The sequence below is a fragment of the Geodermatophilus sp. SYSU D00691 genome (assembly GCF_054050275.1).
This window is the reverse complement of sequence record NZ_JBJGYZ010000010.1, coordinates 101,747-127,884: the sequence shown is the minus strand read 5'-3', so window position 1 is coordinate 127,884 and position 26,138 is coordinate 101,747. Positions and strand designations below refer to the sequence as shown.

The following is a 26,138-nucleotide window of genomic DNA, read 5'->3' as shown; positions in this document are numbered from 1 at the left end:
CTCCTAGGCGCCGGTGACCCGCCGGACGGCGGGGAGCGGGAGCACCCGCAGCAGTGCCGAGACCGGCCGCCACGGGAGCTCCGGCACGTACGCCTTGGCCGGCTCGCGCTCGATCGCGGCGACCAGCGCGTCCACGCCCTTGTCCAGGCCCACGGTGAACGGCCCGCGGCGTCCGGTGTTGATGTCGGTCTCGATGTAGCCCGGCAGGATCGTCGACACCACGACCCGGCTGCCCAGGACGTCGGAGCGGATCCCCTCGGCCAGCGCGTTGAGCGCCGCCTTGCTCGCCCCGTACGCGTTGCGGGAACCCTTCATGCCGCGGATCGACGCCACCGAGGAGATGACGACGAGGTGGCCGGCGCCCTGCGCGCGGAAGAGCTCCATCGCCGCCTCGCAGGTGGCGTGGGTGCCCAGCACGTTGGTGACGAGGACGGCGCGGTTGCGCGCCGCCTTCCCCGTACCGATCGAGGCGCCCGCGCCGATGCCGGCGTTGGCGATCACGCGGTCGACGCCGCCGAGCCGGTCGGCCAGCTCGGGGACGACGGTGGCCACGGCGTCGGCGTCGTCCACGTCGAGCGCGGCCACCTCCACCCGGATGCCCGGGTGGGCGGCCAGCAGCTCCTTCTTCAGCAGTTCGAGCCGGTCGGTGCGCCGGGCGGCGAGGGCGAGGTCGCGGCCCATGCCGGCGAAGCGGCGGGCCATGCCCTCGCCGAGGCCGGAGCTGGCGCCGGTGATCAGGATGCGCTGGCGGAGAGGGTGCGGCACCGCCCCAGCATGCCGCAGGCGCTCAGCACCGGCCGTGCGCGTCGTCCACGGGGATCAGCAGCTGGCACGCCGGGCACCGCTGGTCCGTGGCGACGTCCCACCACAGGGCGTCGTCCACGGGGACGAGCTCCCCCGCGCCGACGCGGTCGCACAGCGACGAGCCGTCCCCGTCGACCGCGTGCACCGCCCCGGGTTGCGGCGGCGTCCCACCCGCGGTGCCGGCCGGGAGGGCGATCACGTCGAGCCCGGCCTCCGCCGCGTCCGGCAGCCGGCCGGCGCGCAGCCGGACCGCGAACCCGTCGTCCCCGGTCACCAAGGCCACGTCCACGGAGGCGAGCTGGGAGCAGAGCCAGAGGCCCAGCCCGGCACCCGACGTCCCCTCGGGCGTCGGGACGAGGCCGGTCAGCGGGTCCGCGGGACCGGGGCCGCGGTCGTGCACCCGCACGACCACCCGGTCCTGCGTCGTCCAGACGCGGACGGCGGTGGGCGGTCGTCCGTAGAGCTGGGCGTTGATGACGGCCTCGGACGCCCCGAACACCAGCTCGTCGCACGCATCGGCGTCGAGCAGCGGCCGGGCGACGTCGGTGACGGTGGCCCGGGTCCTCTTCAGCGAGGAGTCGACCAGCTCGACGTCGGGCGGCGTCCCCTCCAGCGGATCCGGTTCCGGCGGGAGCGCCCGGTACTCCCCCACCTCCTCGTAGCGGGGACTGGCCGCGGCGGCCCCGTCGGGGCTGACGAGCCGGCGGTGGGTGCGCTCCACGACGTCCCGGACGACGTCCGGCACGGTGGTGGCGTCGTAGAGGCAGCGGCTCCAGACCGGGTGGTCCTGCCACACGACGTTGACGGCGGACTCGTAGCGGTCCCACCCCGCGAAGCGCCCACCGTTGCCCTCGTGCGGGACGTCGCCCGCGATCCGGATCTGCCCGGCGCCGGCCGACACGTGCTCCTCGAACGCCCGCCGGTACGCCTCGATGGCGCCGGCCGGGCGGGCGTAGAGGCGGGCGTCCCCCAGGAACGTGACGCCGTCCGTCCCGGGCAGCGCGTGCCGCAGCAGGTGGCTCTTGCGGGTGTCGTACCCGAGGACGACCGGCTCACCGGCGGCGGTCCCCTCCCGCACGAACGGCACGATCAGGGAGAGGAACTCCGCGTCCGAACCGTAGAACCCGGCCTCGTGGAAGTTCCCGGTGTGGCCCCGTGCCGCGCCCGTCCTCATGTCCGCACCCCCACCCGTGCCGGTCCCCCGCGGGACGCCGGCAGCAGCTCCAGCAGCCGCGTCGCCAGCGGCGGGGCCGCTCTCAGCGACAGCACCCGGCCGGCCGCGGCGGCGTGGCCGGCCAGGGCCAGCAGCACCCGGTGGTCCACGTCCACCACGCGGGCCAGGTCGACGACGAGCGCCCCGTCGTCCCCGACCGGCCCCAGGCGCCCGAGCACCCGGCCGAGCGTCGCGAGCCCCGCCGGGTCGAACCGCCCGGCGAGGCCGAGCGCGCCGTCGGCGCAGCCGAAGACGCGGACGGCCGTGGCACTCCTGGGCCCGCCCGCGTGGAGGGCCGCGAACTCGGCCAGGAGCTCCTCGCCCAGATCGAGCCGGTAGCCGCACAGGACCGCCACCGGGTGGTCGGCGGCGTACCGGTCCAGCAGGAACTCGACTCGGGCCCAGGCCTGCCGGTGCTGCGGGACACGGACCAGCGCGGTGGCGTCGGCGCTGACGGCCAGGCCGCGCCGGCCGTCGGCCAGCGCCGCCTCCGTGGCCGTGGCGAGCGCGGCGAGGAGCTGCTCGGGGTCCGGGACCCCGTCGGCGCCGGCGTGCACCACCCGCATGCCGTCGGCCCGGGCGGCCGCGCCGAAGGCCGCCTCCCGGCGCCGGAACGCCGCCGCGTCGGCGTACGGGCAGCACACATGGCCCCGTGGACCGCGGCCCCGGACGGAGCCGGCGCGACCCGTTGCGCGCACGGCGTGTGGCTACCCGTCCGCGGACGGCCCAACCGGCCGAACGGGTCCCACGGCGCGGACCGGGCAGCCGTGGGACCCCCGGACGTCAGCGCCGGGTGATCTCCAGGACGTCGGCGGGCACCGACTCCATGTCGGGGCCCTCGGTGCGGGTGCGCTTGAGCTCCCAGAACGAGGGCAGGTTGGCCAGCAGCACCGCGCCGTCGAAGGCCTTGCCGGCGTCCTCACCGGTGGGCACCGTGCTGATCACGGGGCCGAAGAAGGCGACGCCGTCGATGTGCATAACCGGGGTGCCGACGTCCTCGCCGACCGGGTCCATGCCCTCGTGGTGGCTCTTCTCCAGGGCCTCGTCGTACTCGGTGGAGCCGGCGGCGTCGGCGAGCTCGACCGGCAGGCCCACGCGCTCCAGCGCCGGCACGACGATGTCCTCCAGCTCCAGCTTCTCGTGGTGCCGCAGCGTGCCCATGGCGGTGTAGAGGTCGCCGAGCACCTCGTCGCCGAACTTCTGCGCGGCGGCGATGAGCACGCGGACCGGGCCGATCGCCTGCTCCATCATCGCCTGGTACTCCTCGGGCAGGTCGCGGCCCCGGTTGAGCACCGACAGCGACATGACGTGCCAGTGGATGTCCAGGTCGCGCACCTTGGCCGCCTCGAGCACCCACCGGCTGGTCAGCCAGGCCCACGGGCACAGGGGGTCGAACCAGAAGTCCACGCGGGCGGAGGTGGGGGCGCTCTGCACTGCCTCGGTCATCGTTCGGGTGCTCCTCGAGAGGTCGGGGTGGTCCTGCCGGGCCCAAGGCCCCGCGAACGGTGGTTGTTCCCTCAACTCCGCCACGGCGGCGAAGTCCGTCGTCCGCGCATGGGAAGCTGCCCGTCGTGGCCGTACCCAACCTGACCCGCGACGACGCCGCCGCCCGCGCCGAGCTGCTGGCCGTGCAGTCCTACGACCTGTCCCTCGACGTGACCGACGGCGCCGGCCGCCCGGGCGACAAGACCTTCCGCTCGACGACGACGGTGGAGTTCACCTGCTCCCGGCCGGGCGCGGACACCTTCATCGACCTGGTCGCCGAACAGGTCCGCTCGGCGACGCTCAACGGGGTCGCGCTCGACGTGGGCACCTACACTGAGGAGGGCGGCCTGCCGCTGCCCGGCCTCGCCGAGCGCAACACGCTCACGGTCGACGCCGACTGCCGCTACTCCAACAGCGGCGAGGGCCTGCACCGGTTCGAGGACCCCGAGGACGGCCACGTCTACCTCTACAGCCACTTCGAGCCGGCCGAGGCCAAGCGCATGTTCGCCTGCTTCGACCAGCCCGACCTCAAGGGCGCCTTCGCGGTGCACGTGACCGCGCCGTTCGACTGGCAGGTCGTCTCCAACACCGGCGACCGCACCATCGAGGCCGGCCCCGGCGGCTCGCAGCTGGTGCACTTCGCGCCGACCAAGCGGATCTCCACCTACCTGGTCGCGCTCGTCGCCGGTCCCTACGCCCGGGTCACCGACTCGCACGACGGCATCCCGCTCGGCCTGTACTGCCGGGCCTCGCTGGCCAAGCACCTCGACCCCGAGGAGCTGTTCCGGGTCACCAAGCAGGGCTTCGACTTCTACCACCGGGTCTTCGACTACCCGTACCCGTTCGACAAGTACGACCAGCTGTTCGTCCCCGAGTTCAACGCCGGCGCCATGGAGAACGCCGGGGCGGTGACCTTCCTCGAGGACTACGTCTTCCGGTCCAAGGTCAGCCGCGCCCGCTACGAGCGGCGGGCCGAGACGGTGCTCCACGAGCTGGCGCACATGTGGTTCGGCGACCTGGTGACCATGCGCTGGTGGGACGACCTGTGGCTCAACGAGTCGTTCGCCACCTACATCAGCACGCTGTGCCAGGCCGAGGCGACCGAGTACACGACCGCCTGGACGACGTTCGCCAACACCGAGAAGGCGTGGGCCTACGCCCAGGACCAGCTGCCCTCGACCCACCCGATCGCCGCCGACATGGTCGACGTGGCCGCGGTCGAGGTGAACTTCGACGGCATCACCTACGCCAAGGGCGCCTCGGTGCTCAAGCAGTTCGTCGCCTACGTCGGCCGCGAGGAGTTCCTCTCCGGCATCCGGCGGTACTTCCGCACGCACGAGTACGGCAACACCACGCTGGCCGACCTGCTCGGGCCGCTGTCGGAGAGCACCGGCCGCGACCTGTCGGAGTGGGCCGACCAGTGGCTGCGCACCAGCCAGGTCAACACGCTGCGGCCGGTCTACGAGCTCACCCACGACGGCCGCTACGCGAGCTTCGCCATCGAGCAGACCGCCGTCGCCGACCACCCCGTGCTGCGCAACCACCGGCTGGCCGTGGGGCTCTACGACTCCGGGCCCGACGGGCTGACCCGCAGCAACCGCGTCGAGCTCGACGTCACCGGCGCCCGCACCGAGGTCCCCCAGCTGGTCGGGCACCCGGCGGCCGACCTGGTGCTGGTCAACGACGACGACCTCACCTACGCCAAGCTGCGGCTCGACGACCGGTCGCTGGCCACCCTGCGCGAGCGGATCGGCACGATGCCCGACCCGCTGGCGCGGGCGCTGTGCTGGTCGGCGGCGTGGGACATGACCCGCGACGCCGAGCTGCCGGCCCGGGAGTGGGTGCAGCTGGTCCTGAACGGCGTCGACGCCGAGACCGAGATCAGCGTCGTCCAGGCGCTGCTGGCCCGGGTGCAGGCCGCGCTGTCGTCCTACGCCGACCCGGCGTGGGCGCCGGAGGGCTGGGCGGCGCTCGCCGACCGGTCGCTGGCGGCGCTGCGCACGGCCGTGCCGGGCAGCGACCAGCAGCTGCAGTGGTCGCGGACCTTCGCCGCGGCCGCCCGCACCGAGGCGCACGCCGAGGTGCTGCGCGGTCTGCTCGACGGGTCGGTGGCCTTCGAGGGGCTCGAGGTTGACGCCGACGCCCGCTGGGCGTTCCTGCACGGGCTGGTCGCGATCGGTGCCGCCGGGGCGCCGGAGATCGACGCCGAGTCGGAGCGGGACGCCACCGCCACCGGCATCCGCCGCGCGGCGACCGCCCGGGCGCTGCTGCCCACGGCGGAGGCCAAGGAGCTGGCCTGGCAGCGCGCGTTCCACGACGACGAGATCCCGAACGCCGTCCACGAGGCGCTGCTGGCCGGCTTCTGGCACCCCGCCCAGCGCGACCTCACCGGCGGCTACGTGGAGCGGTACTTCGCCGACATCCGCCCGCTGTGGGACCGCCGGCCCGGGGAGATCGCCAAGAACGCCGTGCAGTACCTGTTCCCGCCGGTCGTCGAGCAGCGGACCATCGACGCCGCCGACGCCTGGCTGTCGGCGCCCGACCACCCCAGCTCCCTGCGCCGGCTGGTGGCCGAGGGCCGCGACGGCATCGCCCGCGCGCTGCGCTGCCGGGAGTGCGACGCGGCCGACGGCTGAGCACGCCCGAAGGGCCCGGTCCGAGCGGACCGGGCCCTTCGTCGTGCAGGGGTCAGTGGGCCTTGTGGCGCAGGCGGCCGGCCTGGTCGGACATCTGGCGCAGCCCGTTGACGATGCCGCCGACGAGGTCCCCCCCGGCGAAGGACGTCGTCATCGACAGGACGGCGAGCGCGCACGCCCGGTCGGGCAGCCGGCGGGCGGCCGCGGCGCCGGTGACCACCTCGATGACCCGCTGGCCGGGCGAGACCGCCACGAGCACCGAGTGCGACGGGTCGACGCCGGACTGCGCGTGCAGCTCCTCGGCGCGGACGCGGGTGCGCCGGCCCAGGTCGCCGATGTAGAGGGTGAAGCGCAGGCCGGTCTCGCGGGAGGACATCGTCAGCGCCTCGTCGAGGCGGGCGAGCTCCTGCCAGGTGAAGATCGCGTCGAGCGGCTCGCCCTCGTCGGTCCGCGCGGCCGCGGTGGCCTCGGTGGCCGTGTCGTGGGACTCCACCTCGAGGGCGCGGGTCATCGTGGGGCTCCAGCCGGGAGGTCGAAGGGGGTCACGCCGGGCTCACCAGGTCCCGCGGGCGCCGCCGCGCGGGCCGCCGACGTTCGCGGGGGCGGGAGCCGCGGCGGCGGAGGCACCGGCGGAGTGGCCGGCGCCGGAAGCGGGCTCCCCGTACAGCGACGAGCCGATGGCCTTGGTCTCACCGCCGGAGACCGCCGCGCCGAAGGCGGGGACGCCGTGGCCGTCACCGTGCCCGCCGCCGATGCCGGTGGCCTCGGGGTGCGGCTCGTACCAGACGGGCGTGTGCTCCCACGACTGCCCGGGCTTGTACCGGGGGCGCTTGCGCCGGCCCGGCACGAGCGTCAGCACCGCGAGCACCGCGATCACGGCGAGCGGTGCGACGACGTAGACGAGGATGGTCTCGACGACGGTCACGGGGTGGAATCTACCGGGGCACCTGCCGATTCACGTCACCACATGGCGGGACGGCGCTGCGCCCACGGCCGTGCCTGCTCCAGCTGGGCCGACAGCGAGATCAGCGTCACCTCGTCGGCCGGCCGCCCGACCAGCATGGTCCCCACCGGGAGGCCTCCGGCGGTCCAGTGCAGGGGCACGCTGACGGCCGGCTGACCGGTGACGTTGTAGAGCGCGGTGAAGGCGGCGTAGCGCTTCTGCCGCTCGAAGTCCGCGGCGCCGTCGCCGTCGGCGTCGAACCAGCCGACCGGCCGCGGCGTCATGGTGCAGACCGGCGCCAGCAGCACGTCGAAGGCGGCGGTCGCCCGCACGAACCGGCGCGAGAACAGCCGCAGCGCGGTGAGCGCCTCCATCGCGGCCTGCGCCGACAGCGCCAGGCCGCGTGCCCGCAGCTCGCGGGTGAGCGGCCGCAGCTCCCCCACGCGGGCGGGCGGGACCGGCAGCAGCGTGCCGGAGAGGCACCAGGTGCGCTCGAAGGCGTCGAGCACGTCTCCGGTCAGCAGCCCGGTGGTGACGTCCTCGACCTCGTGGCCGAGCGAGCCGAGCAGCGCGGTGGCGTCCTCGAGCGCCTCGGCGACCTCCGGCTCCAGCGTGGTGTCGGCCATCGGTGACTCGAGGACCCGGCCGATCCGCAGCCGGCCGGGCGCGTGGTCGGCGGCGGCCAGGAAGGTCTCGCCGTCCGCCAGCGGGGGCGCCCACACCGGGTCGCCGGGCTCCGGCCCGGCCATGGCGTCGAGCATCGCGGCGGCATCCCGGACCGTGCGGGCCAGCGGCCCGTTGGTGCCCAGGCCGGTCACCTCGCTGCCGTAGGGGGCGTTGCTGACCCGGCCGCGGCTGGGCTTGATGCCGAACAGGCCGGTCGCGTTCGCGGGGATGCGGATCGAGCCGCCGCCGTCGCTGCCCTGCGCGAACGGCAGCATGCCCGCGGCGACGGCGACCGCCGCGCCGCCGCTGGAGCCGCCGGCCAGCCGGGTGGGGTCCCACGGGCAGCGCGCCGGCCCGACCAGCTCGTTGTCGGTGTAGCAGGGGAAGCCGAACTCGGGGGTGTTCGTCTTGCCCACGCTGATCGTGCCGGCGGCGGCCAGCCGGGTGACCACGGCGTCGTCCACGTCGGGCACGAAGTCGGTCATCACGGTCGAGCCGAAGGTGGTGCGCACCCCGGCGGTGTTGTTCAGGTCCTTGATCGCGGTGGGGACGCCGAGCAGCGGGGGCAGGTCGCCGCCGCGGGACATCAGCCGCTCGGCGGCGGCCGCGGCGGCCAGCGCCCGCTCGGGCGTGACCGTGACGAACGCGCCGAGGCCCGGGTCGAGCGCCGCGATGCGGCGCAGCGCGTGCTCGACGAGCTCGGTGGGGCTCGTCTCGCCGGCCCGCACGGCGGCGGCCTGCTCCAGCGCGGTCAGGTCGTGCAGCTCCGTCACGGCTGCGAACGCTAGCCCTGTACACACTGGGGTCATGGACCTCAGCCGCACCGCCGCCGAGCAGCTGGACGCCGCGGACCCGCTCGCCGGTTTCCGCGCCCGGTTCGCCGGGGCCGACGACGAGGGCCCGGAGCGGCTGCTCTACCTCGACGGCAACTCCCTCGGCCGGATGCCGAAGGCCACCCCCGAGGCGCTGGCCCGCGTCGTCGAGACCGAGTGGGCCGGCGGGCTGGTCGGCTCCTGGTCGACCTGGATCCGGCGGTCGACGACGATCGGCGACGCCCTCGCCGCCGGCGTGCTCGGCGCCGAGCCGGGCGAGGTGCTGGTCGCCGACTCCACGTCGGTGAACCTCTTCAAGCTCGTCTCCGCGGCGGTGGACGGCCGGCCCGGCCGCGACGTGATCGTCAGCTGCGCCGACGACTTCCCCACCGACCGCTACATCGTCGCCGGCGTGGCCCGGGCCCGCGGCCTCACGGTGCGCGAGATCCCGGCCGACATCGACGAGGGCGTGGACCCGGCGGTGCTGGCCGCGGCGCTGGACGAGCGGGTCGCCGTCGTCGTCCTGTCGTCGGTGGCCTACCGCTCCGGCGCGCTGCTCGACGTCCCGGCGGTGACCCGGACGGTGCACGACGCCGGCGCGCTGGTCCTGTGGGACCTGTCGCACGCGGCCGGCTCGGTGGAGACCGACCTGACCGCCTCGGGCGCCGACCTCGCCGTGGGCTGCACGTACAAGTACCTCAACGGCGGCCCCGGCGCGCCCGCCTTCCTCTACGTGCGCCGCGACCTGCAGGAGCAGCTGCGCCAGCCGATCTGGGGCTGGTTCGGCCAGCGCGACCAGTTCGCCATGGGCCCGGAGTACGACCCGACGCCGGGCATCGAGCGCTTCGGCGTCGGGACGCCGCCCATCCTCGGGATGGCCGCCGTCGAGGTCGGCGTCGGGCTGGTCGCCGAGGCCGGCATCGCGCGGCTGGCCGCGAAGGGGCGGGCGCTCACCGACCTGCTCGTCGCGCTCACCGACGAGTGGCTGGTGCCGCTCGGCGCCGCGCTCGCCTCGCCGCGCGACGCCGCCCGCCGGGGCTCGCACGTCACCGTGGCCCACCCGGCGGCCTGGCAGCTCACCCAGGCGCTGATCGACCGCGGCGTCGTCCCCGACTACCGGACGCCGGACCGCGTGCGGCTCGGCCCCGCGCCGCTGTACACCCGGTTCGTCGACGTGTGGGACGCGATGGACCGCTTCCGCGGCCTGCTGGCCGACGGGTCCTACGAGCGCTACCCGGCCGAGCTCGCCCGGGTCACCTAGTCCGGGTCGGGGACGCCGATCGGGTTGCCGGGCTCCCACGCGTGGGCGGTGAGGATGGTCCGCCGGATCGGTACGAGCAGCTCGGCCAGCCGGTCGCAGCGCGCGTCGCCCAGCGCCCGCCACGGCCTCAGCGCCAGCCGGTCGGTGTCGGCCTCGACCACCGCGACCATGGCGGCGCCCTCGGCGGTGAGCTCCTCGCCGTCCAGCCAGCCGCGCTCGGCGAGCCGATCGCTCGCCGCGGCCCACGCCTCCTCGTCCCACCCGCGGGCCCGCATCAGCCACTCGCGGTCCGAGCGCCCGGCCGCGGCCGCCAGCACGTGCGCGCCGGCGCCGTCGACCTCCCGCTCCAGCAGGGCGGCGTTGTGCCCGTCGCCGCGGTGCTCCCGCAGCGTCGTCAGCCCCTGCCACAGCAGGAGGTGCGGCGCGTCCGGCTCCGGCAGGCCGGCGTTGGCCGCGGCGAGCGGGCGACCGGGCAGGTCGACCGCCTCGACCGCGATCCGCACCAGCTCCGCCGCCTCGGCCGCCTCGGCCGAGGCGGTCCACTCCGCGCCGTGCACCCGGCGGACGGCGGCGTCCACCCCGGCCAGGCGGGCTGCCAGCGCCGCCGCCGGCGTCGCCGCGTCCCACACGGCAGGCACCCGGCGGCGCACGAAGTCCGGCGCGAAGTTGTAGAACGTCGCGGTCACCACCGCGGCCGGCGCCGCGCCCAGCGGGGCCGCCCGCATGGCGAAGTAGCCGTTCCAGAAGCCGGTCAACCCGGCCGCCTCCGCGGCGGTGCGCGACTCGTCCGCGAAGTACGTGAGCGCGTGGTACGGCTCGCCCAGCGCCCACAGCCGCCGGGCCGTCGCCGGCGACGTCATGCGGAGACGCTCTCCGGCACCCCGAGCCACTCCCGCCACCGCGGGTCGACCGTGCGGGCACCCAGCAGCCGCCACGCCGCGCCGCTCGGCGTCCGCGGCGGGTGCGGCAGCTTCCACCCGAGCTCGGCCAGCGACCGGTCGGCCTTGGTGTGGTTGCACCGGCGGCACGCGGCGACGACGTTGTCCCAGGTGTGCGTGCCCCCGCGGCTGCGCGGGACGACGTGGTCGATGCTCGTCGCGCTGCTGCCGCAGTAGACGCAGGTCTGCCCGTCGCGCGTGAAGACCGCGCGCCGGGAGAGCGGCACCTGCGCCGGGTAGGGCACCCGCACGTAGCGGGTGAGCCGCACGACGACGGGTACCGGCAGGCTGATCGACTCGGCGTGAACGACGTCGCCGGCGATGTCGACGGCCTCGGCCTTCTCGGCCAGCACGAGCACGATCGCGCGCCGGCTGGAGACGACGCAGAGCGGTTCGTAGGTGGCGTTGAGCAGCAGGGTCGCTGCCGTCGTGGACCGCGGCGGGGCAGGCGTCAGCGGTCGGGTGGAGTGGTCGCGGCGGGAGCCTGGGTGGCTCTCCGACGGCGACGAGGACGCGGCACGCGGCACGGGGCACCTCCGGTCGCCCCGGCGATCCTCGTGGCTCGAGGACCCGGGGGTCGGCCCCATTCTGACCTGCGGAAGCGTCTCCGCGCTCCTGCAATCGTGCGGCGCAGCCCGGCGAGGGCGGTCGGCGCCCCCGCGCCGTCGGCTAGCGTGGCGGCGATGCGCTATCCCGAGGCCCCCCGGCTCGACCTCGTCGAGGACCTGCACGGACACCGGATCGCCGATCCCTACCGCTGGCTCGAGGACCCCGAGGACCCCCGCACGCGGGCGTGGACCGAGGCCCAGGACGCCCTCGCCGCCGAGCACCTGGCCGGCCTGCCGCTGCGCAGCGCCTTCGCCGGCCGGCTCGAGGAGCTGGTGCACGCCGGCGCCGTCGGCATCCCGGTCTGGCGCGCCGGCCGCGCCTTCTCCACCCGCCGCGACCCCGGCCAGGAGCACGCCGTCCTGCGCGTCCGCGAGCCCGACGGCACGCAGCGGGTGCTCGTCGACCCCATGGCGCTGGACCCCGCCGGCACCACCACCCTCGACGCGTGGTCGCCGTCCTGGGAGGGCGACCGGCTGGCCTACCAGCTCTCGACCGGCGGCGACGAGGAGTCGCGGCTGTACGTGCTCGACGTCGCCACCGGGGAGCTGCTCGACGGGCCGGTCGACCGCTGCCGCTACTCCCCCGTCGCCTGGCTGCCCGGCGGAGAGGAGCTGTTCTACGTCAGGCGCCTGGCCCCCGACCAGGTGCCGGCCGGCGAGGAGCAGTTCCACCGCCGCGTCTGGCGGCACCGCGTCGGCGCCGACCCGGACGGCGACCAGCTGGTGCACGGCGAGGGCAGCGACCCGTCCACCTACTTCGGCGCCCGCACCAGCCGTGACGGCCGGTGGCTGGTCGTCTCCGCGTCGATCGGCACCGCGCCCCGCGACGACGTCTGGCTCGCCGACCTGGCCGGGAGCGGCGAGCTGCGCCCGCTGCAGGTGGGGGTCGACGCGCAGACCTCGGCGTGGGTCGCCCGCGACGGGCGGCTGTGGCTGTCGAGCGACCGCGACGCCCCGCGCGGGCGGCTGGCCGTCGCCGACCCCGAGGACCCCGCCACCTGGGCGCCGGAGGCCTGGCGCGAGGTGATCCCGCAGGCCGAGGACGCCGTCCTCACCGACCTGGCGCTGGTCGACGGCCCGGACGGCGGGCTGCGGGTGCTCGCCGTGCACGCGGTCGACGCCACCGACCGGCTCTCGGTCTGGGACGCCGACGGCGCCGGCCGGCTGGCCGACGTCCCGGCGCCCGGCGTCGGCAGCATCGCCGGCGTGTCCGCCCCGCCGGAGGGCGGCACGACCGCCTGGCTCGGGTACACCGACTACGCCACCCCGCCGTCGGTCTACCGCTGGGACAGCGCCGGCGGCGCGCCGGTCGAGGAGGAGAAGGCGCCCGTCGCCGGCGACGTGCCGGACGTGCGGGTCGTCGAGACGCACGCGACGTCGCCGGACGGGACGCCGGTCCACCTCTTCGTGATCTCCGCCGACGGGACGCCGGACCGGCCGCGCCCCACCGTGCTGTACGGCTACGGCGGCTTCAACGTCTCGCTCACCCCCGCCTACTCGGCGCAGGCGCTGTCCTGGGTGGCGGCGGGCGGTGTGTGGGCCGTGGCCAACCTGCGCGGCGGCTCCGAGCACGGCGAGGAGTGGCACCGGGCCGGCATGCGCGAGCGCAAGCAGAACGTGTTCGACGACTTCGCCGCGGCCGGCGAGCACCTCGTCGCCGAGGGCTGGACGACGCACGGCCGGCTGGCGGTCATGGGCGGGTCGAACGGCGGGCTGCTGGTCGGCGCGACGCTCACCCAGCGACCCGACCTGGCGGCGGGCGTGGTCTGCAGCGCGCCGCTGCTCGACATGGTCCGCTACGAGCGGTTCGGGCTCGGCCGCACCTGGAACGACGAGTACGGCACCGCCGAGGACCCGACGGAGCTGGGCTGGCTGCTGGGCTACTCGCCGTACCACGCGGTCCGGGAGGGGACGGCGTACCCGGCGGTGCTGTTCACGACGTTCGAGTCCGACACCCGGGTCGACCCGCTGCACGCCCGCAAGCTGGCCGCGGCCCTCCAGCACGCGACGAGCGGCGAGGCGCCGGTCGTGCTCCGCCGGGAGACCTCGGTGGGCCACGGCGCCCGCGCGGTGAGCCGCACCGTCGGGCTGGCCGCCGACCAGCTCGCCTTCCTGGCCGCCGCGACGGGACTTTCGTCCCTGGTGCCGGAACGGAACGCAGCCGGTCGCTGACAGACCGGGACCTGCCTGGGAGTATCGAGGGTGATGACTGCTTCACCGTCCGTGTTCTCCGCTGCCGCCGACGACCTGTCCGCCGCGGCGGCGGGGCTGTTCACCCAGGAGTGGTGGCAGGAGCACGCCGAGACGTTCATCACCAAGCCGCTGCGGATCCTGCTGATCGTCGTCCTGGCCGCCCTGGTCCGGCTGATGGTCAACCGGGGCATCCGCCGGCTGACGGCGCGGACGGCCAGCGGGGCGGTCCCGAGCGTCCTGCGGCCGTGGCGCCGGCGCGGGCGCCCGGCCGACCCGGTCGGCGTCGAGACGATCACCGCCCGCCGCTCGCAGCGCGCCGAGGCGATCGGCTCGGTGCTGCGCAGCTTCGCCTCGTTCGTGATCCTGGGCATCGCCGTCGTCCTCGTGCTCGGCGAGCTGGGGGTCAACCTCGCCCCGATCATCGCCAGCGCCGGCGTGATCGGCGTGGCGCTGGGCTTCGGCGCGCAGAACCTGGTCAAGGACTTCATCGCCGGGATCGGGATCATCCTCGAGGACCAGTACGGCGTCGGGGACGTCGTCGACCTCGGCGAGGCCAGCGGCACCGTGGAGGCCGTCGGCCTGCGCATCACGCGACTGCGCGACGCCCACGGCGTGGTCTGGTACGCCCGCAACGGCGAGATCCTGCGCGTGGGCAACAAGAGCCAGGGCTTCGCCCAGGTCGTCATCGACATGCCGGTCACCCACGACACCGACCTCGAGCGCTGCCGCACGGTGATGCAGGAGGTCGCCGACGAGATGTACGGCGAGGAGGAGTGGGCGGAGGTCCTGCTCGCCGAGCCCGAGTCGCTCGGCGTCGAGTCGATCACCGCCGCCGGCGTCACGATGCGCGTGCAGGTGCGCACCACCAACGCCGACCAGTGGCGGGTCGCCCGCGAGCTGCGCCAGCGGCTGACCGAGCGGTTCGTCGCCGAGGGCTTCAAGGCACCCGCGCCGGTGCTGGCCGGCGCCGGGACGCCTGGAGGTGTCCCCTGAGCCGGCCGGCCAGCGAGGACGCCGTGGCCGAGGACGGCGTCCCGGCCGACGAGCGGCCGGCGACGTTCCGGCAGGTCTTCGCCGTCCGCGAGTTCCGGCCGCTGTTCGGCACGTTCCTGCTGTCCACGGCCGGCGACGAGCTCGCGCGGGTCGCGCTGACCGTCCTCGTCTACCAGCGGACCACCTCGGCGCTGCTGTCGGCGCTCACCTTCGCGATCAGCTACCTGCCCTGGCTGCTCGGCGGACCGGTGCTGGCGGTGCTGGCCGACCGGCTGCCGCGGCACCGGGTGCTCGTCTCGGCCGACGCCGCCCGCGCCCTGCTGGTCGCCGCCATGGCGATCCCCGGGACGCCGCTGCCGGTGCTGCTCGCGCTGCTTCTCGTGCTGGCGCTGTGCGCGCCGCCGTTCGAGTCGGCGCGCTCGGCGCTGGTGGCCGACGTCCTCGAGGGCGACCGGTACGCCGTCGCCAACTCGCTGTCCAACGTCGGGCTGCAGCTGGCCCAGGTGGTCGGCTTCGTCGCCGCCGGCGCGCTGGTCACCGTGCTCAGCCCGTCGGGGGCGCTGCTGGTCGACGCGGCGATCTTCGCGGTGTCGGCGGTCTGGCTCGCGACCGGGCTGCAGCGGCGGCCGGCCGCGACCGCGGGCGAGCCGGCGCAGTCGCTGCTGCGCGACGCCGCCGAGGGTCTGGCGTTCATCCGCCGGTCGCCGCGGCTGCTGGCCATCCTCGCCGTGCTGTGGATCGGCACCGCGTTCGTGTACGCGCCGGAGGGCATCGCCGCGCCGCTGGTCGACGAGCTCGGCCACGGGGCGACCGGCGTCGGCGTGCTGCTGGCCGCCAACCCGCTGGGCGTCACGCTGGGCGGGCTGCTGCTGGCCCGGCTGGTCGCGCCCCGGCGCCGCGAGAAGCTCGTGCCCGGGCTGGTGGTGCTGTCGCTCGCGCCGCTGCTGCTCGCCGGGCTGGTGGGCCTCGTCGCGGGCCCGGGCGCCGCGCCGTTCGGCGTCGTCGTGGTCCTGCTGTTCGTCTCGGGGCTCGGCGCCTGCTGGCTGATCCCGCTGAACGCCACCTTCGTGCAGGCGGTGCCGGCGTCGCACCGCGGGCGGGCCTTCGGCGTGGCGGTCAGCGGCCTCTACGGCGTGCAGGGGCTCGGCGCGCTGGGCGCCGGCCTGGCCGCGGAGGGGCTGCCCGCCAGCGGCGTCGTCGCCCTGTGCGGGGCGCTGGGGCTCGCCGCCGTCGTCCTGCCGCTGCTGGCGTACGTGCGTACCGGAGGTCACATGGCAGGCGACTGCCGGGGCGCGGGACCATCGGTGTCATGAGCGAGTCGAGCCGCACGCTGCCCTCGGCCCGGACCTTCTACGAGGAGATCGGCGGGCACCCGACGTTCGTGCGCCTCGTGGCCCGGTTCTACGAGGGCGTCCGGCACGACCCGGTGATCGCGCCGCTGTACCCGCAGGACGACTGGGACGGCGCCGAGGTCCGGCTGCGCGGCTTCCTGGAGCAGTACTGGGGCGGCCCCACCACCTACTCGCAGGAGCGCGGCCACCCGCGGCTGCGGATGCGGCACGCGCCCTTCGCCATCGGCCCGGCCGAGCGCGACGCGTGGCTGCGGCACATGCGCGACGCCGTCGACTCCCTCGGGCTCACCGACGAGCAGGACGCGACGTTGTGGGGTTATCTGGAGATGGCCGCCCGCAGCATGCAGAACCGCTGGCCCGACGACGCGCCCGGCGGCCTTTCCATCTCCTGAACGACCCCTGAGGAGCACGGGTGAACCCGTCCCCCGACTGGTGGCGGTCCGCCGTCTTCTACCAGGTCTACATCCGCAGCTTCGCCGACGGGAACGGCGACGGCGTCGGTGACCTCCCGGGCATCCGGGCCCGGCTGCCGTACCTGCGCGAGCTGGGCGTGGACGCGCTGTGGATCACGCCGTTCTACCCGTCGCCGATGGCCGACCACGGCTACGACGTCGCCGATCCGCGCGACGTCGAGCCGGCCTTCGGCGACCTCGCCGAGTTCGACGCCGTGCTGGCCGAGGCGCACCGGCTGGGCATCAGGGTGACCGTCGACCTGGTGCCCAACCACAGCTCGCACCAGCGGGAGTGGTTCCGGGAGGCGCTGGCCGCGCCGCCCGGGTCCGCCGCGCGGGCGCGGTACGTCTTCCGCGACGGGCGAGGGCCGGACGGCGCCGAGCCGCCCAACAACTGGCCGTCGGTGTTCGGCGGGCCGGCCTGGACGCGGGTGCCCGACGGGCAGTGGTACCTGCACCTGTTCGCCCCCGAGCAGCCCGACCTCGACTTCGACAACCCCGAGGTGCTGGCCGACCTCGAGGAGACGATGCGGTTCTGGCTGGACCGCGGGGTCGACGGCTTCCGGATCGACGTCGCCCACGGCATGGCCAAGCCGGCCGACCTGCCGGACATGGTGCCGGCCGAGGACACCGGGCTGCTCGACGACCACGGCCCCGGTGACCTGCGCTTCGACCAGGACGGCGTGCACGAGGTGCACCGGCGCATCCGGCGGGTGCTTGACGAGCACCCCGGCACGATGGCCGTCGGCGAGGTCTGGGTGCACGACGACGACCGGCTGGCGCTCTACCTGCGCCCCGACGAGCTGCAGCTGGCGTTCAACTTCCGGCTGCTCATGGCCGACTGGGGCGCCGAGGAGTTCCGGTCGGCCGTGCACCACTCGCTGGCCACCGTGGCCGGCACGCCGGCCCCGGCCTGCTGGGTGCTGTCCAACCACGACCGCCCGCGGCACGTCACGCGCTACGGCGGCGGCGAGGTGGGGACGGCGCGGGCGCGGGCGGCCGCGTTGCTGCAGCTGGCCCTGCCCGGTGCGGCCTACGTCTACAACGGCGACGAGCTCGGCATGCCCAACGTCCCGGTGCCCGACGAGGCGCTGCAGGACCCGGTGTGGGAGCGGTCCGGGCACACCGTGCGGGGCCGAGACGCCTGCCGGATCCCCATGCCCTGGTCGGGCTCGGAGCCGCCGTACGGCTTCACGACGGCGCCGACGACCTGGCTGCCGATGCCGCCGGGGTGGGCGGGGCTGACCGTGGCCGCGCAGCAGGCCGATCCCGGTTCGATGCTGTCGCTGTACCGAGCGGCGCTGGCGCTGCGCTCGTCGTCCCCGGCCTTCGCCGGCGAGGGGCTGCAGTGGGTACCGGCACCCGACGGTTGCCTCGCGTTCCGCCGTCCGGGCGGGCTGGTGTGCCTGCTCAACGCCTCGTCCGGGCCGGTGCCGCTGCCGGAGGGACGGGTGCTGCTGGCCAGCGGCGACGTGGGCGGCGGCACCCTGCCGGCCGACTCGGCGGTGTGGCTGCACGCGTGACGGGGCAGTGCCCGGAGGTCCGCGCTCCCGGCGGGCGCCGCCACCGCACCCGGGTAGGATCAGTTCCGTAACACAGCGCCACGGGGGGCACGTGCACAACCGGTCGACCGACCCGGTGGTCGGGGGACCCCTTCTCCCGGAGGCGCGCCCGCCCATGACGTTGCTGCAGGTCGACGGACTGACGAAGTCGTTCGGGGCCCGGCGCGTCCTGCGGGACGTCTCCTTCTCGATCGCCGAGGGCGAGATCGTCGGGCTGGTCGGCACCAACGGCGCCGGCAAGTCCACCCTCGGCGACATCGTCGCCGGGATCGCCGTGGCCGACTCCGGCCGGATGAACCTGTGCGGCCGGCCCTTCGCCCCGCTGTCGGGCGAGGACGCGCGCCGGCTCGGCGTCGGGGTGGTCGAGCAGCTGGTCCGGATCGATCCCGGGCTCACCGTCGCCCAGGCGGTCTTCCGCGGCACGCCGCAGGCCGGGCGCCCGCAGGAGGCCCTGCGCCGGCAGGCCCAGGTCCTGCTCGCCGAGGTCGCCCTGGACGTCGACCCGGACACCCGCGTCGGGGAGCTGCCGCACTACGTGCACGGTCTGGTCGAGATCGCCCGCGTGCTGGCCGAGGACACCCGGCTGGTGGTGCTCGACGAGGTGTCGGCCTCGCTGCTGCCGTCGGAGGTGAACGGGGTGCACGCCGTCGCCGACCGGCTGCGGCGCCAGGGGCGGGGCGTGCTCTACATCAGCCACCGGCTGCCGGAGATGCTCGAGGTGGTCGACCGGGTGCTGGTCCTGCGCGACGGCCGGATCGCCCTGGACAGCCCCAGCGCGGCGCTGGACCCGGTGCGGCTGATCGCGGCGACGGTCGGTGAGCCGGTGGCGGTGCCGCCCCGCCCCGCCGTCGTCGCTGCTCCCGAGCCGCCGCCGTCCGCCCCGTCCCCCTCCGACTCGGACCAGGTGGCACTGCAGGTGCGCAACCTGCGGGTGCCCGGGCGGGTGGCGGGCGTGGACCTGCTGCTGCGCCGCGGCGAGGTGGTCGGGCTGACCGGCCACCGGTCGTCCGGCGTCCGCGAGATCGCCGGCGCGCTGACCGGTGAGCTGCCCGCGATCACCGACGAGCTGCTGCTGCACGGCGAGCCGCCCGCGGCCGACGACGGGACGCTGCGGCTGCCCGCCTACCGCCCCGACGACGACGCCTACGGGGTCGACCCGCGCGAGACCATCGCGCGCACGCTCATCCAGGAGCCGTGGGGGGCGATGACCACCCTGCACGCCGAGATCGCCTCGCTGCGCGGGGTCGTCAACACCGTCCACCAGCTCGACGTGAAGACGATGAGCATCCGGACGTCGGTCGGCGCGCTGTCCGGCGGCGACCAGCACAAGCTCGCGCTGGCCCGCTGGATGGCCGCGACCGACCGCGACGTCCTCGTCGTCCACGAGCCCACCCGCGGCCTCGACGTCCGGGCCCGCGCGCAGGTGCGGCAACTGCTCGACGAGGCGACCGCCGCGGGCACCTCCGTCGTCGTGGTGTCGGTGGACCCCGACGAGCTGGCCGAGTGCTGCGACCGGGTCGGGGTGGTGGCCGACGGCCGCGTCACCCGCTGGATCGACACCGGCGAGCTGGAGCTCGCCGCGGTGCGGGAGCGGATCCTGGAAGCGGCCGGCGCCGCCTCCTGAGGCCTCGACCGGGTCACCCCGCCCCGGTCGGTCCCGTCCCCGCCGCCGACGCCCGCCCGGCCCCGTCCGGGCCGGGCGTCGGCACCGTCTCAGACGCTGACCTTCTGCGCGACCGCCCGCAGCTTGTGCCGGGCCAGCGCGAGGTTGCCGGTCATCCGGTCGAGGACGAGGTAGATGAACAGGCCGGCGTTGCCCTGGCCCTTGAGCACGTTGATCAGGTGGTACTGGTGCTCGAGGGTGATCAGGACGTCCTCGATCTCGTCCTTGAGCTCCAGGTCGTTGATGGTGCGCAGCTTGGCGCGGACGACGTTCGAGTTGCCCGCGGCGGCGACGTTGAGGTCGAAACCGGGTGCGCCGCCGGCCGCGAGGGCCATGCCGCTGTCGACGTCGACGATGGCGGCGCCGCTGGCGCCCTCGATCGAGAGCAGGTCGGCGATGACGTTGTCGAGCTGTGCCACGGGTGGAACTCCTGTCGTTTCTCGGTGGGGGCGCAGCGGGGTGCTGCGGTCCGGGTCGGCGGGCGACCCGGGTCGACCGGACGAGCCGGGCGTCTCGGGGTGCACGGCCGGGGTGCGCGGCGGCGATGCCGCGTCGTCGTGCGGTGCACCGGGCGGTTCCCGGTGCGCTGCCTCGTCGGCGGTCGGCGGCTCGGGTGGCGGCGTCCTCGGGGGGAGTCCCCACGAGACCAGGGACTCCCACCACCGTGTTGCCACGCCGTGCTCGCCTTCGCCGAGGGCTCCGGACGGATCCGAGCCAACACGGTTCCGGGTGGGGCCGCAAACCGGTCGGCGTGTCCGCAGGCCAGCCGTCCGCGCCCGCCCGACCGGCCTCGTGCCGGGGACCTTGCGGCGATGCGGCAGACTGCCGGTGATCTGCCGCCGACCACTGTTGGAGGATTCGTGGCCACCGCTTCTTCGCCGGCGCTGCCCTCGCGGCCGCTCGTGCTCGCCGACCTCGTCCCCGCCGTCAAGGCGCGGGACGCCGGCCTGGTCGCGCTCGGCGTGCTGTTCACCGCTCTGCTGGCGCAGGTGGCCGTCCCCGTGCCGGGTTCGCCGGTCCCGATCACCGGGCAGACGCTGGCCGTCGTCCTCGTCGCGGCCTCGCTCGGGCCGGTCCGCGGGGTCGCCGTGCAGGTGGCCTACATCCTCGCCGCGGCGGTGGGCCTGCCCTTCTACTCCGAGGCCAGCGGCGGCGTCGACGTCGTCCTGGGCGCCACGGGCGGCTACGTGCTGGGCTTCATCCCGGCCGCGTACCTGATGGGCCTGGCGGCCCGGCGCGGTGCCGACCGCACGCCGTGGAAGTCGGTCCCGCTGTTCATCGCCGGCCAGGCCGTGATCTTCGCCGTCGGCGTGCCGTGGCTGGCGCTCAGCACCGGCATGACCGCCGCGCAGGCGCTGGACGCGGGCTTCTACCCGTTCATCCTGGGCGGGCTGGTGAAGGCCGCGATCGCCGCCACCGTGCTCGGCAGCGCCTGGGCGGTCGTGAACCGCCGCCGGCGCTAGCTCTCGGGTGCCCCGCCCGCCGGCTCGTCGGTCCAGCGGGCGAGGAACTCCTTCTCGTCGGGGGTCAGCCGCCGCGGGCGGTTGATCGAGAAGTCGAACGGGACGAGCAGGGTGCTGCCGGTGACGGCGAGCGTGCCGTGGTCGACGACCTCGTAGTGGCAGGTGAAGGCCGCCGCGCGGATGCCGGACACCCAGATCTGCACGTCCAGCGGCCGCGGGGAGTAGACGACCGGCCGCTTGTACTGGATGTCGTGGGCGGCGACCACGGTGCCCCGGCGCAGGCCGGTGCGCTCCTCCAGGGAGGCCCGCTCGAAGAACAGGTCGACGCGGGCCATCTCGAAGTACTGCAGGAACACCACGTTGTTGACGTGGCCGTAGGCGTCCATGTCCGACCAGCGCATCGGGACCTGCACCGTGTACCGCACGGGGACACCCTGCCCTACCGCCGGTCGTGACCACGAGCGGGCTTGACCTCCAGCGCACTTGAGCAAGTGCACTGCTGCACGTGGACCCGACACCCGCCCCCGACCGCTCGAATGCCGACGTCGACCGCCTCGTCGACCTGGTCGCCGTCGTGGAGGACACGCAGCGCACCGAGGACGTCGACGGCTTCCTCGCCCTGTTCTCCCCCGACGCCGTCTGGGTGACCGGCGGTGGCCGCCGGCTCGTCGGCCTCGACGAGATCGCCGCGTTCACCCGCCGCGTCCTGCCGGGGGCGATGAGCGGTGCGTCGGCGAGCTACACCGTCGCGGAGGTCCGCTTCCCCACCCCGGACGTCGCGATCACCTGGGTGGACCAGGAGTACCTCGACGCCGACGGCCGGCCGCTGTCGCCCCGCTCGCTGGGGCGGCCGACGTACACCTGGCGGCGGGAGGGCGGGGACTGGCGGATCGTCGCCGGGCAGAACACCGGCGTCGCGGAGGACAACGGGGGCGACGACGCCGCCGACCTGGCGGCGCTGCGCGAGGTGGTCCGGCGCGTGGAGGACGGCTTCAACCGCAACGACCCCGCGCTGCTGACCGCCGACGTGGCCGACGACGCCGTCCTGGTCGACGCGACCGGACGGGTGCTGCGCGGCCGGGAGGAGGCCGTGGCCGCCGCGGTGGCCGGGCTGGCGCAGCCGGTGCTGCGCGACGCCACGGCGCACTACCGCCTCACCGACGTGACCATGCCGGCCGAGGGGGTCGCCGTGGCGACGAAGGAGGCGTGGTCGACCGCGGCCGACGCGGATGCCGGGCGGCCGCCGGAGATGCGGGCGCTGTACGTGTTCGTGCGCCGCGACGGCGGGTGGCGGATCGCCCGCCGGGCGAACGTGCTCGTCCGCTCCTGACCCCGGAACGCCGACGGCCGGCCGGAGCGCGTGCTCCGGCCGGCCGGTGACGTGCTGGCACGGCCCTGCTGCGGGGCCCCGTGCCGAGCCTGCGAAGCGCGGGGGCAGCGAGGTCCCTGCTCAGTCGCGGGCGAGCTTGCGGTAGGTCGCGCGGTGCGGGCGGGCCGCCTCGGCGCCGAGCCGCTCGATCTTGTTCTTCTCGTAGTCGGCGAAGTTGCCCTCGTACCAGAACCACTTCGACTCACCCTCGTAGGCGAGGATGTGGGTGGCCACGCGGTCGAGGAACCACCGGTCGTGGCTGACCACGACGGCGCAGCCGGGGAACTCCTCGAGCGCGGCCTCCAGGCTGGAGAGCGTCTCGACGTCGAGGTCGTTGGTCGGCTCGTCGAGCAGCAGCAGGTTGCCGCCCTGCTTGAGGGTCAGGGCGAGGTTCAGCCGGTTGCGCTCGCCACCGGACAGCACGCCGGCCGGCTTCTGCTGGTCCGGGCCCTTGAACCCGAACGCGGCGACGTAGGCGCGCGAGGGCATCTCGACGTTGCCCACCTTGATGTGGTCCAGGCCGTCGGAGACGACCTCCCACAGCGTCTTCTTCGGGTCGATGCCGCCGCGGCTCTGCTCGACGTAGGAGATCTTGACCGTCTCGCCGACCTTGATGTCGCCGTCGTCGGGCTTCTCCTCGCCGACGAGCATCTTGAACAGCGTCGTCTTGCCCGCGCCGTTGGGGCCGACGACGCCGACGATGCCGTTGCGCGGGAGGGTGAACGACAGGTCGTCGATCAGCAGCCGGTCGCCGAAGCCCTTGGTCAGCTCCTTGGTCTCGACGACGACGTTGCCCAGCCGCGGGCCCGGCGGGATCTGGATCTCCTCGAAGTCGAGCTTGCGGTACTTCTCGGCCTCGGCGGCCATCTCCTCGTAGCGGGCAAGGCGGGCCTTGCTCTTGGCCTGACGGGCCTTGGCGCCGGAGCGCACCCACTCGAGCTCTTCCTTGAGGCGCTTCTGCCGCTTGGCGTCCTTGGCGCCCTCGACCTTGAGCCGGGCGGCCTTGGTCTCCAGGTAGGTGGAGTAGTTGCCCTCGTAGGGGTAGGCGCGACCGCGGTCGAGCTCGAGGATCCACTGGGCGACGTTGTCGAGGAAGTACCGGTCGTGGGTGACGGCGACGACGGTGCCGGCGTACTTCTCCAGGTGCTGCTCCAGCCACGCGACGCTCTCGGCGTCGAGGTGGTTGGTGGGCTCGTCGAGCAGCAGCAGGTCGGGCGCCTCGAGCAGCAGCTTGCACAGCGCGACCCGGCGGCGCTCACCGCCGGAGAGGACCGTGACGTCGGCGTCGCCGGGCGGGCAGCGCAGCGCGTCCATGGCCTGCTCGATGCGGGCGTCGAGCTCCCAGCCGTCGGCGTTCTCGATGACCTCCATGAGCTCGCCCTGCTCGGCCAGCAGCGTGTCGAAGTCGGCGTCGGGCTCCCCCATCGCCGCGCTGACCTCCTCGAAGCGGGTCAGCGCGTCGCGGAGCGGCTTGACCGCCTCCTCGACGTTGCCGCGGACGTCGAGCTCCTCGTTGAGCGGCGGCTCCTGCAGCAGGATGCCCACCGTCGCCTCGGGCGCCAGGGTGGCGTCGCCGTTGGACGGGTGCTCGAGGCCCGCCATGATCTTGAGGACCGTCGACTTGCCGGCGCCGTTGGGGCCGACCACGCCGATCTTGGCGCCGGGCAGGAACGCCAGGGTGACGTCGTCGAGGATCACCTTGTCGCCGTGCGCCTTGCGCGCACGGACCATCGAGTAGATGTACTGAGCCACTGGGCTTCTCGGGCCTTCCGTTGTGTCGCGAACGGGGGCGGGGCCGGCCGGCCCCCTGCGTCCTCGCTCCGATCCTCCCAGTTCCCGGCGGCGTGGTGGAGTGCCGGTCCCGGGACGGTGCTGTCGGAGTCCACGAGGTGCAACACCGGCACCCCCGCGTGTAGTCCGCCGCACCCGCCCGGAGGAGCCGGGGATCCCGTGCGGGATCCCCGGCACCACCGCCTCAGCCGACCGGGACCGGGGTGCGCGCCTCCTCCCCCGCGTCCTCGACCTCGTACGGGTAGCCGTCGAACGACCCGAAGGACGCGTCCGGCTCCTCGTCCGGCGGGGTCTCCGGGGTCGCCGCGCCGTCCTCGGGCACCGCGTCGGCGGACGGGACCTGCGGGCGGGCGGTCCGGCGGAACTCGGCGGTCCCCTTGTTCAGGTCGGGCCCCACGGCCTCGGCGCGGAGCTTCACCTTGCTGCGCCGGCCCTGCTCGGACTCCCACTCGTCGGTGTACAGCCACCCGAAGACGATCACCGGGTCGCCCTTGCTGAGCGTGTGCGAGACGTTGCCGCCCAGCTCACCCCAGCACTCGACGTCGACGTACAGGCGCTTGCTGTCCACCCACCCCTGCACGCCCTTGTCGAAGCGGCGCGACGTCGAGGCGAGGCGGAAGTTCGTGACGCTGCCGTTGGCGGTGCGGTTCTTCTGCGGCGACGCCACCACGTTGCCGATGACGGTGACCCCGGTTTCCTTCACGGTGCTCCTCGCGGTGTGCGAACGCCCTGCCGGGCGCGGCCGGCGCGGTGCCGGCGTGGGGACCACCGTGGCTCCGGTCGGCACCGAGCGGTGGGCGCCGCCGGCATCTGTGGACGACGCCCGCGCCTGTGGACGCCGGGCCGCCGGCGGTCCCCCCGCCGTGCTCAGCTCGTGCCGTGCGACGACCCGGACCGGCCCTGCACCGCCCACGCCCGCGCGGTGAGGTGGATCGACCCGTCCTCGGCGACCGGCAGCCGGCGGCGGAGCAGCTCCCGCAGGGCGGCGCGGTCGGGTTCGCCCAGCGCCGCCGCGTAGGCCGGGGCCGGCCCGGTACCGCCCAGGAAGGGCGTCCAGTAGTCGTCGAAGTCGGCGAAGACGGTCGGCACGACGATCTCCCCGACCGCCACGCCGTCCAGGCCCGCGTCGTCGAACAGCCGGCGCAGCGGCCCGGGGCGGCACAGCGCGAAGCGGAGCCCCTCGTCGAGCTCGCCGGCCACCGGGTCCCGCTCGGCGGCCGCGGCCCAGAAGTGCCGCATGAGCTCCATGCCGCCCGCGTAGTCCCAGACGTAGGCCGCGATCAGCCCGCCCGGCGCGGCGACCCGGCGCATCTCGGCCAGCGCGGCCGCGGCGTCCGGCACGAAGTTGAGCACCAGTCCCGAGACGACGACGTCCACCGAGCCGTCCGCCAAGGGGAGCGACTGCGCGCTCCCCTGCTCGATGACGACCCGCGGATCGGTCATGGTGGCCCTGGCGTGCGCGACGAAGTCGGCCGAGGGGTCCACGCCCGCGACGGAGGCGGGCGCCGCGGCGGAGAGGACCGCCGTCGTGAGGGCACCGGTGCCGCAGCCGACGTCGAGCCAGCGGCGGCCCGCCGGCACGGCGAGGAGGTCCAGGAACCGCCGCGCCACCGGCCGGCTCCACCGGCCCACGTAGGCCTCGTACCGCTCCGCGCCGGCCCAGGACCCCGGCACCGTCGGCTTGCCCACGGCGCACCTCCCGTCCGGCGCATGGTGGTGCTCCGGGGGCGCCCGGTCAACGGGCCGCTCGGCGCAACGCGGAGCGGGCCGGGAGAAGTGCGATGATCTGTCGCCGAGCGCCCGTAGCTCAGCGGATAGAGCAGGTGCCTTCTAAGCACTTGGTCGCAGGTTCGATCCCTGCCGGGCGCGCTCGGGCGGTCGACCCGCAGGCGGCGACCCGCGTCGCGAACCCGTCCGGCCGCGGAACGACTGAG

At 75.0% G+C, this 26,138-nt stretch carries 24 protein-coding genes and 1 tRNA gene; 11 read left to right on the top strand and 14 right to left on the bottom strand.

Features of this window, described 5'->3' with window-relative positions; all coding sequences use genetic code 11:
* Nucleotides 1-3 precede the first annotated feature (3 nt).
* The 4 genes from ACI797_RS09975 to ACI797_RS09960 all read right to left on the bottom strand — a co-directional run bounded on the left by ACI797_RS09975 (nt 4) and on the right by ACI797_RS09960 (nt 3,463).
* Nucleotides 4-765: an SDR family oxidoreductase gene (locus ACI797_RS09975; RefSeq protein ID WP_456858455.1), complete on the bottom strand. Its 762-nt coding sequence runs from the start codon at nt 763-765 to the stop codon at nt 4-6.
* Between the two features lie 22 nt (nt 766-787).
* A complete protein-coding gene (locus tag ACI797_RS09970) occupies nt 788-1,978 on the bottom strand; it encodes an anti-sigma factor RsbA family regulatory protein (protein ID WP_456858454.1) in 1,191 nt (396 codons plus the stop codon).
* Nucleotides 1,975-2,661 (bottom strand): MEDS domain-containing protein, encoded by a 687-nt coding sequence (locus ACI797_RS09965; protein ID WP_456858453.1) that lies wholly within the window; start codon nt 2,659-2,661, stop codon nt 1,975-1,977. The genes ACI797_RS09970 and ACI797_RS09965 overlap by 4 nt, the downstream gene beginning before the upstream one ends.
* Before the next feature lie 139 nt (nt 2,662-2,800).
* Nucleotides 2,801-3,463, bottom strand: a complete 663-nt coding sequence (locus tag ACI797_RS09960; RefSeq protein WP_456858452.1) for a mycothiol-dependent nitroreductase Rv2466c family protein — start codon at nt 3,461-3,463, stop codon at nt 2,801-2,803.
* Between the two features lie 125 nt (nt 3,464-3,588).
* Here ACI797_RS09960 and pepN point away from each other — a divergent pair, with 125 nt between their 5' ends.
* Entirely contained in the window at nt 3,589-6,138 is a 2,550-nt protein-coding gene (pepN, locus tag ACI797_RS09955; RefSeq protein ID WP_456858451.1) for an aminopeptidase N, read from the top strand.
* A gap of 52 nt (nt 6,139-6,190) precedes the next feature.
* Here pepN and ACI797_RS09950 read toward each other — a convergent pair whose 3' ends face one another.
* From ACI797_RS09950 to ACI797_RS09940, 3 genes are read right to left on the bottom strand one after another with little or no spacing between them, the layout of a single operon-like run.
* Nucleotides 6,191-6,649, bottom strand: a complete 459-nt coding sequence (locus ACI797_RS09950; protein ID WP_456538234.1) for a DUF5130 family protein — start codon at nt 6,647-6,649, stop codon at nt 6,191-6,193.
* A gap of 42 nt (nt 6,650-6,691) precedes the next feature.
* The gene (gene ctaJ, locus ACI797_RS09945) at nt 6,692-7,063 is read right to left on the bottom strand and encodes an aa3-type cytochrome oxidase subunit CtaJ (RefSeq protein ID WP_456858450.1); all 372 of its coding nucleotides are present in this window, start codon (nt 7,061-7,063) and stop codon (nt 6,692-6,694) included.
* A 35-nt stretch (nt 7,064-7,098) separates the two neighbouring features.
* Nucleotides 7,099-8,520 carry an amidase gene (locus ACI797_RS09940; RefSeq protein WP_456858449.1) on the bottom strand — a complete coding sequence of 474 codons (1,422 nt, stop codon included), beginning with the start codon at nt 8,518-8,520 and terminating at the stop codon, nt 7,099-7,101.
* Nucleotides 8,521-8,554: 34 nt separating this feature from the next.
* Between ACI797_RS09940 and kynU the strand changes: the two genes are divergently transcribed.
* The gene (gene kynU / locus ACI797_RS09935) at nt 8,555-9,820 is read left to right on the top strand and encodes a kynureninase (protein ID WP_456858448.1); all 1,266 of its coding nucleotides are present in this window, start codon (nt 8,555-8,557) and stop codon (nt 9,818-9,820) included.
* On the opposite strand, the gene ACI797_RS09930 is transcribed toward kynU, so the two are convergent.
* Nucleotides 9,817-10,680, bottom strand: coding sequence for an SCO6745 family protein (locus ACI797_RS09930; RefSeq protein WP_456858447.1), 864 nt, complete (start codon nt 10,678-10,680; stop codon nt 9,817-9,819). The two genes, kynU and ACI797_RS09930, sit on opposite strands and share 4 nt — an antisense overlap.
* Nucleotides 10,677-11,285: an HNH endonuclease gene (locus tag ACI797_RS09925; protein WP_456858446.1), complete on the bottom strand. Its 609-nt coding sequence runs from the start codon at nt 11,283-11,285 to the stop codon at nt 10,677-10,679. The genes ACI797_RS09930 and ACI797_RS09925 overlap by 4 nt, the downstream gene beginning before the upstream one ends.
* A 156-nt stretch (nt 11,286-11,441) precedes the next feature.
* Between ACI797_RS09925 and ACI797_RS09920 the strand changes: the two genes are divergently transcribed.
* The 6 genes from ACI797_RS09920 to ACI797_RS09895 all read left to right on the top strand — a co-directional run bounded on the left by ACI797_RS09920 (nt 11,442) and on the right by ACI797_RS09895 (nt 19,542).
* The gene (locus tag ACI797_RS09920) at nt 11,442-13,538 is read left to right on the top strand and encodes a prolyl oligopeptidase family serine peptidase (RefSeq protein WP_456858445.1); all 2,097 of its coding nucleotides are present in this window, start codon (nt 11,442-11,444) and stop codon (nt 13,536-13,538) included.
* A gap of 33 nt (nt 13,539-13,571) precedes the next feature.
* Nucleotides 13,572-14,552 carry a mechanosensitive ion channel family protein gene (locus tag ACI797_RS09915; RefSeq protein WP_456858444.1) on the top strand — a complete coding sequence of 327 codons (981 nt, stop codon included), beginning with the start codon at nt 13,572-13,574 and terminating at the stop codon, nt 14,550-14,552.
* A gap of 23 nt (nt 14,553-14,575) precedes the next feature.
* Nucleotides 14,576-15,865: an MFS transporter gene (locus tag ACI797_RS09910; protein WP_456858443.1), complete on the top strand. Its 1,290-nt coding sequence runs from the start codon at nt 14,576-14,578 to the stop codon at nt 15,863-15,865.
* Complete coding sequence (locus ACI797_RS09905; RefSeq protein WP_456538245.1) at nt 15,862-16,296, top strand: globin; 435 nt, start codon at nt 15,862-15,864, stop codon at nt 16,294-16,296. Before ACI797_RS09910 ends, ACI797_RS09905 begins: the two co-directional genes overlap by 4 nt.
* 20 nt (nt 16,297-16,316) lie before the next feature.
* Nucleotides 16,317-17,879, top strand: coding sequence for a glycoside hydrolase family 13 protein (locus tag ACI797_RS09900; RefSeq protein WP_456858442.1), 1,563 nt, complete (start codon nt 16,317-16,319; stop codon nt 17,877-17,879).
* A gap of 154 nt (nt 17,880-18,033) precedes the next feature.
* Entirely contained in the window at nt 18,034-19,542 is a 1,509-nt protein-coding gene (locus ACI797_RS09895) for an ATP-binding cassette domain-containing protein (protein ID WP_456858441.1), read from the top strand.
* 89 nt (nt 19,543-19,631) lie between these two features.
* Here the strand turns inward: ACI797_RS09895 and ACI797_RS09890 are convergent, their stop codons facing one another.
* On the bottom strand, nt 19,632-20,000 hold the full coding sequence (locus ACI797_RS09890) for a hypothetical protein (protein ID WP_456539879.1): 369 nt from the start codon (nt 19,998-20,000) through the stop codon (nt 19,632-19,634).
* Nucleotides 20,001-20,441: 441 nt separating this feature from the next.
* Here ACI797_RS09890 and ACI797_RS09885 point away from each other — a divergent pair, with 441 nt between their 5' ends.
* Nucleotides 20,442-21,044, top strand: a complete 603-nt coding sequence (locus ACI797_RS09885; RefSeq protein ID WP_456858440.1) for a biotin transporter BioY — start codon at nt 20,442-20,444, stop codon at nt 21,042-21,044.
* Here the strand turns inward: ACI797_RS09885 and ACI797_RS09880 are convergent.
* Nucleotides 21,041-21,469: an acyl-CoA thioesterase gene (locus tag ACI797_RS09880; protein WP_456858439.1), complete on the bottom strand. Its 429-nt coding sequence runs from the start codon at nt 21,467-21,469 to the stop codon at nt 21,041-21,043. The two genes, ACI797_RS09885 and ACI797_RS09880, sit on opposite strands and share 4 nt — an antisense overlap.
* An 80-nt stretch (nt 21,470-21,549) precedes the next feature.
* Here ACI797_RS09880 and ACI797_RS09875 point away from each other — a divergent pair, with 80 nt between their 5' ends.
* Complete coding sequence (locus tag ACI797_RS09875) at nt 21,550-22,374, top strand: SgcJ/EcaC family oxidoreductase (RefSeq protein WP_456858438.1); 825 nt, start codon at nt 21,550-21,552, stop codon at nt 22,372-22,374.
* A gap of 120 nt (nt 22,375-22,494) precedes the next feature.
* Here ACI797_RS09875 and ettA read toward each other — a convergent pair whose 3' ends face one another.
* The 3 genes from ettA to ACI797_RS09860 all read right to left on the bottom strand — a co-directional run bounded on the left by ettA (nt 22,495) and on the right by ACI797_RS09860 (nt 25,893).
* Nucleotides 22,495-24,165, bottom strand: a complete 1,671-nt coding sequence (gene ettA, locus ACI797_RS09870) for an energy-dependent translational throttle protein EttA (RefSeq protein WP_456858437.1) — start codon at nt 24,163-24,165, stop codon at nt 22,495-22,497.
* A gap of 223 nt (nt 24,166-24,388) precedes the next feature.
* A complete protein-coding gene (locus ACI797_RS09865; RefSeq protein ID WP_456858436.1) occupies nt 24,389-24,907 on the bottom strand; it encodes a single-stranded DNA-binding protein in 519 nt (172 codons plus the stop codon).
* A gap of 164 nt (nt 24,908-25,071) precedes the next feature.
* Nucleotides 25,072-25,893 (bottom strand): class I SAM-dependent methyltransferase, encoded by an 822-nt coding sequence (locus ACI797_RS09860; RefSeq protein ID WP_456858435.1) that lies wholly within the window; start codon nt 25,891-25,893, stop codon nt 25,072-25,074.
* Nucleotides 25,894-26,000: 107 nt separating this feature from the next.
* Between ACI797_RS09860 and ACI797_RS09855 the strand changes: the two genes are divergently transcribed.
* Nucleotides 26,001-26,073, top strand: a tRNA-Arg gene (locus tag ACI797_RS09855).
* Nucleotides 26,074-26,138 lie beyond the last annotated feature (65 nt).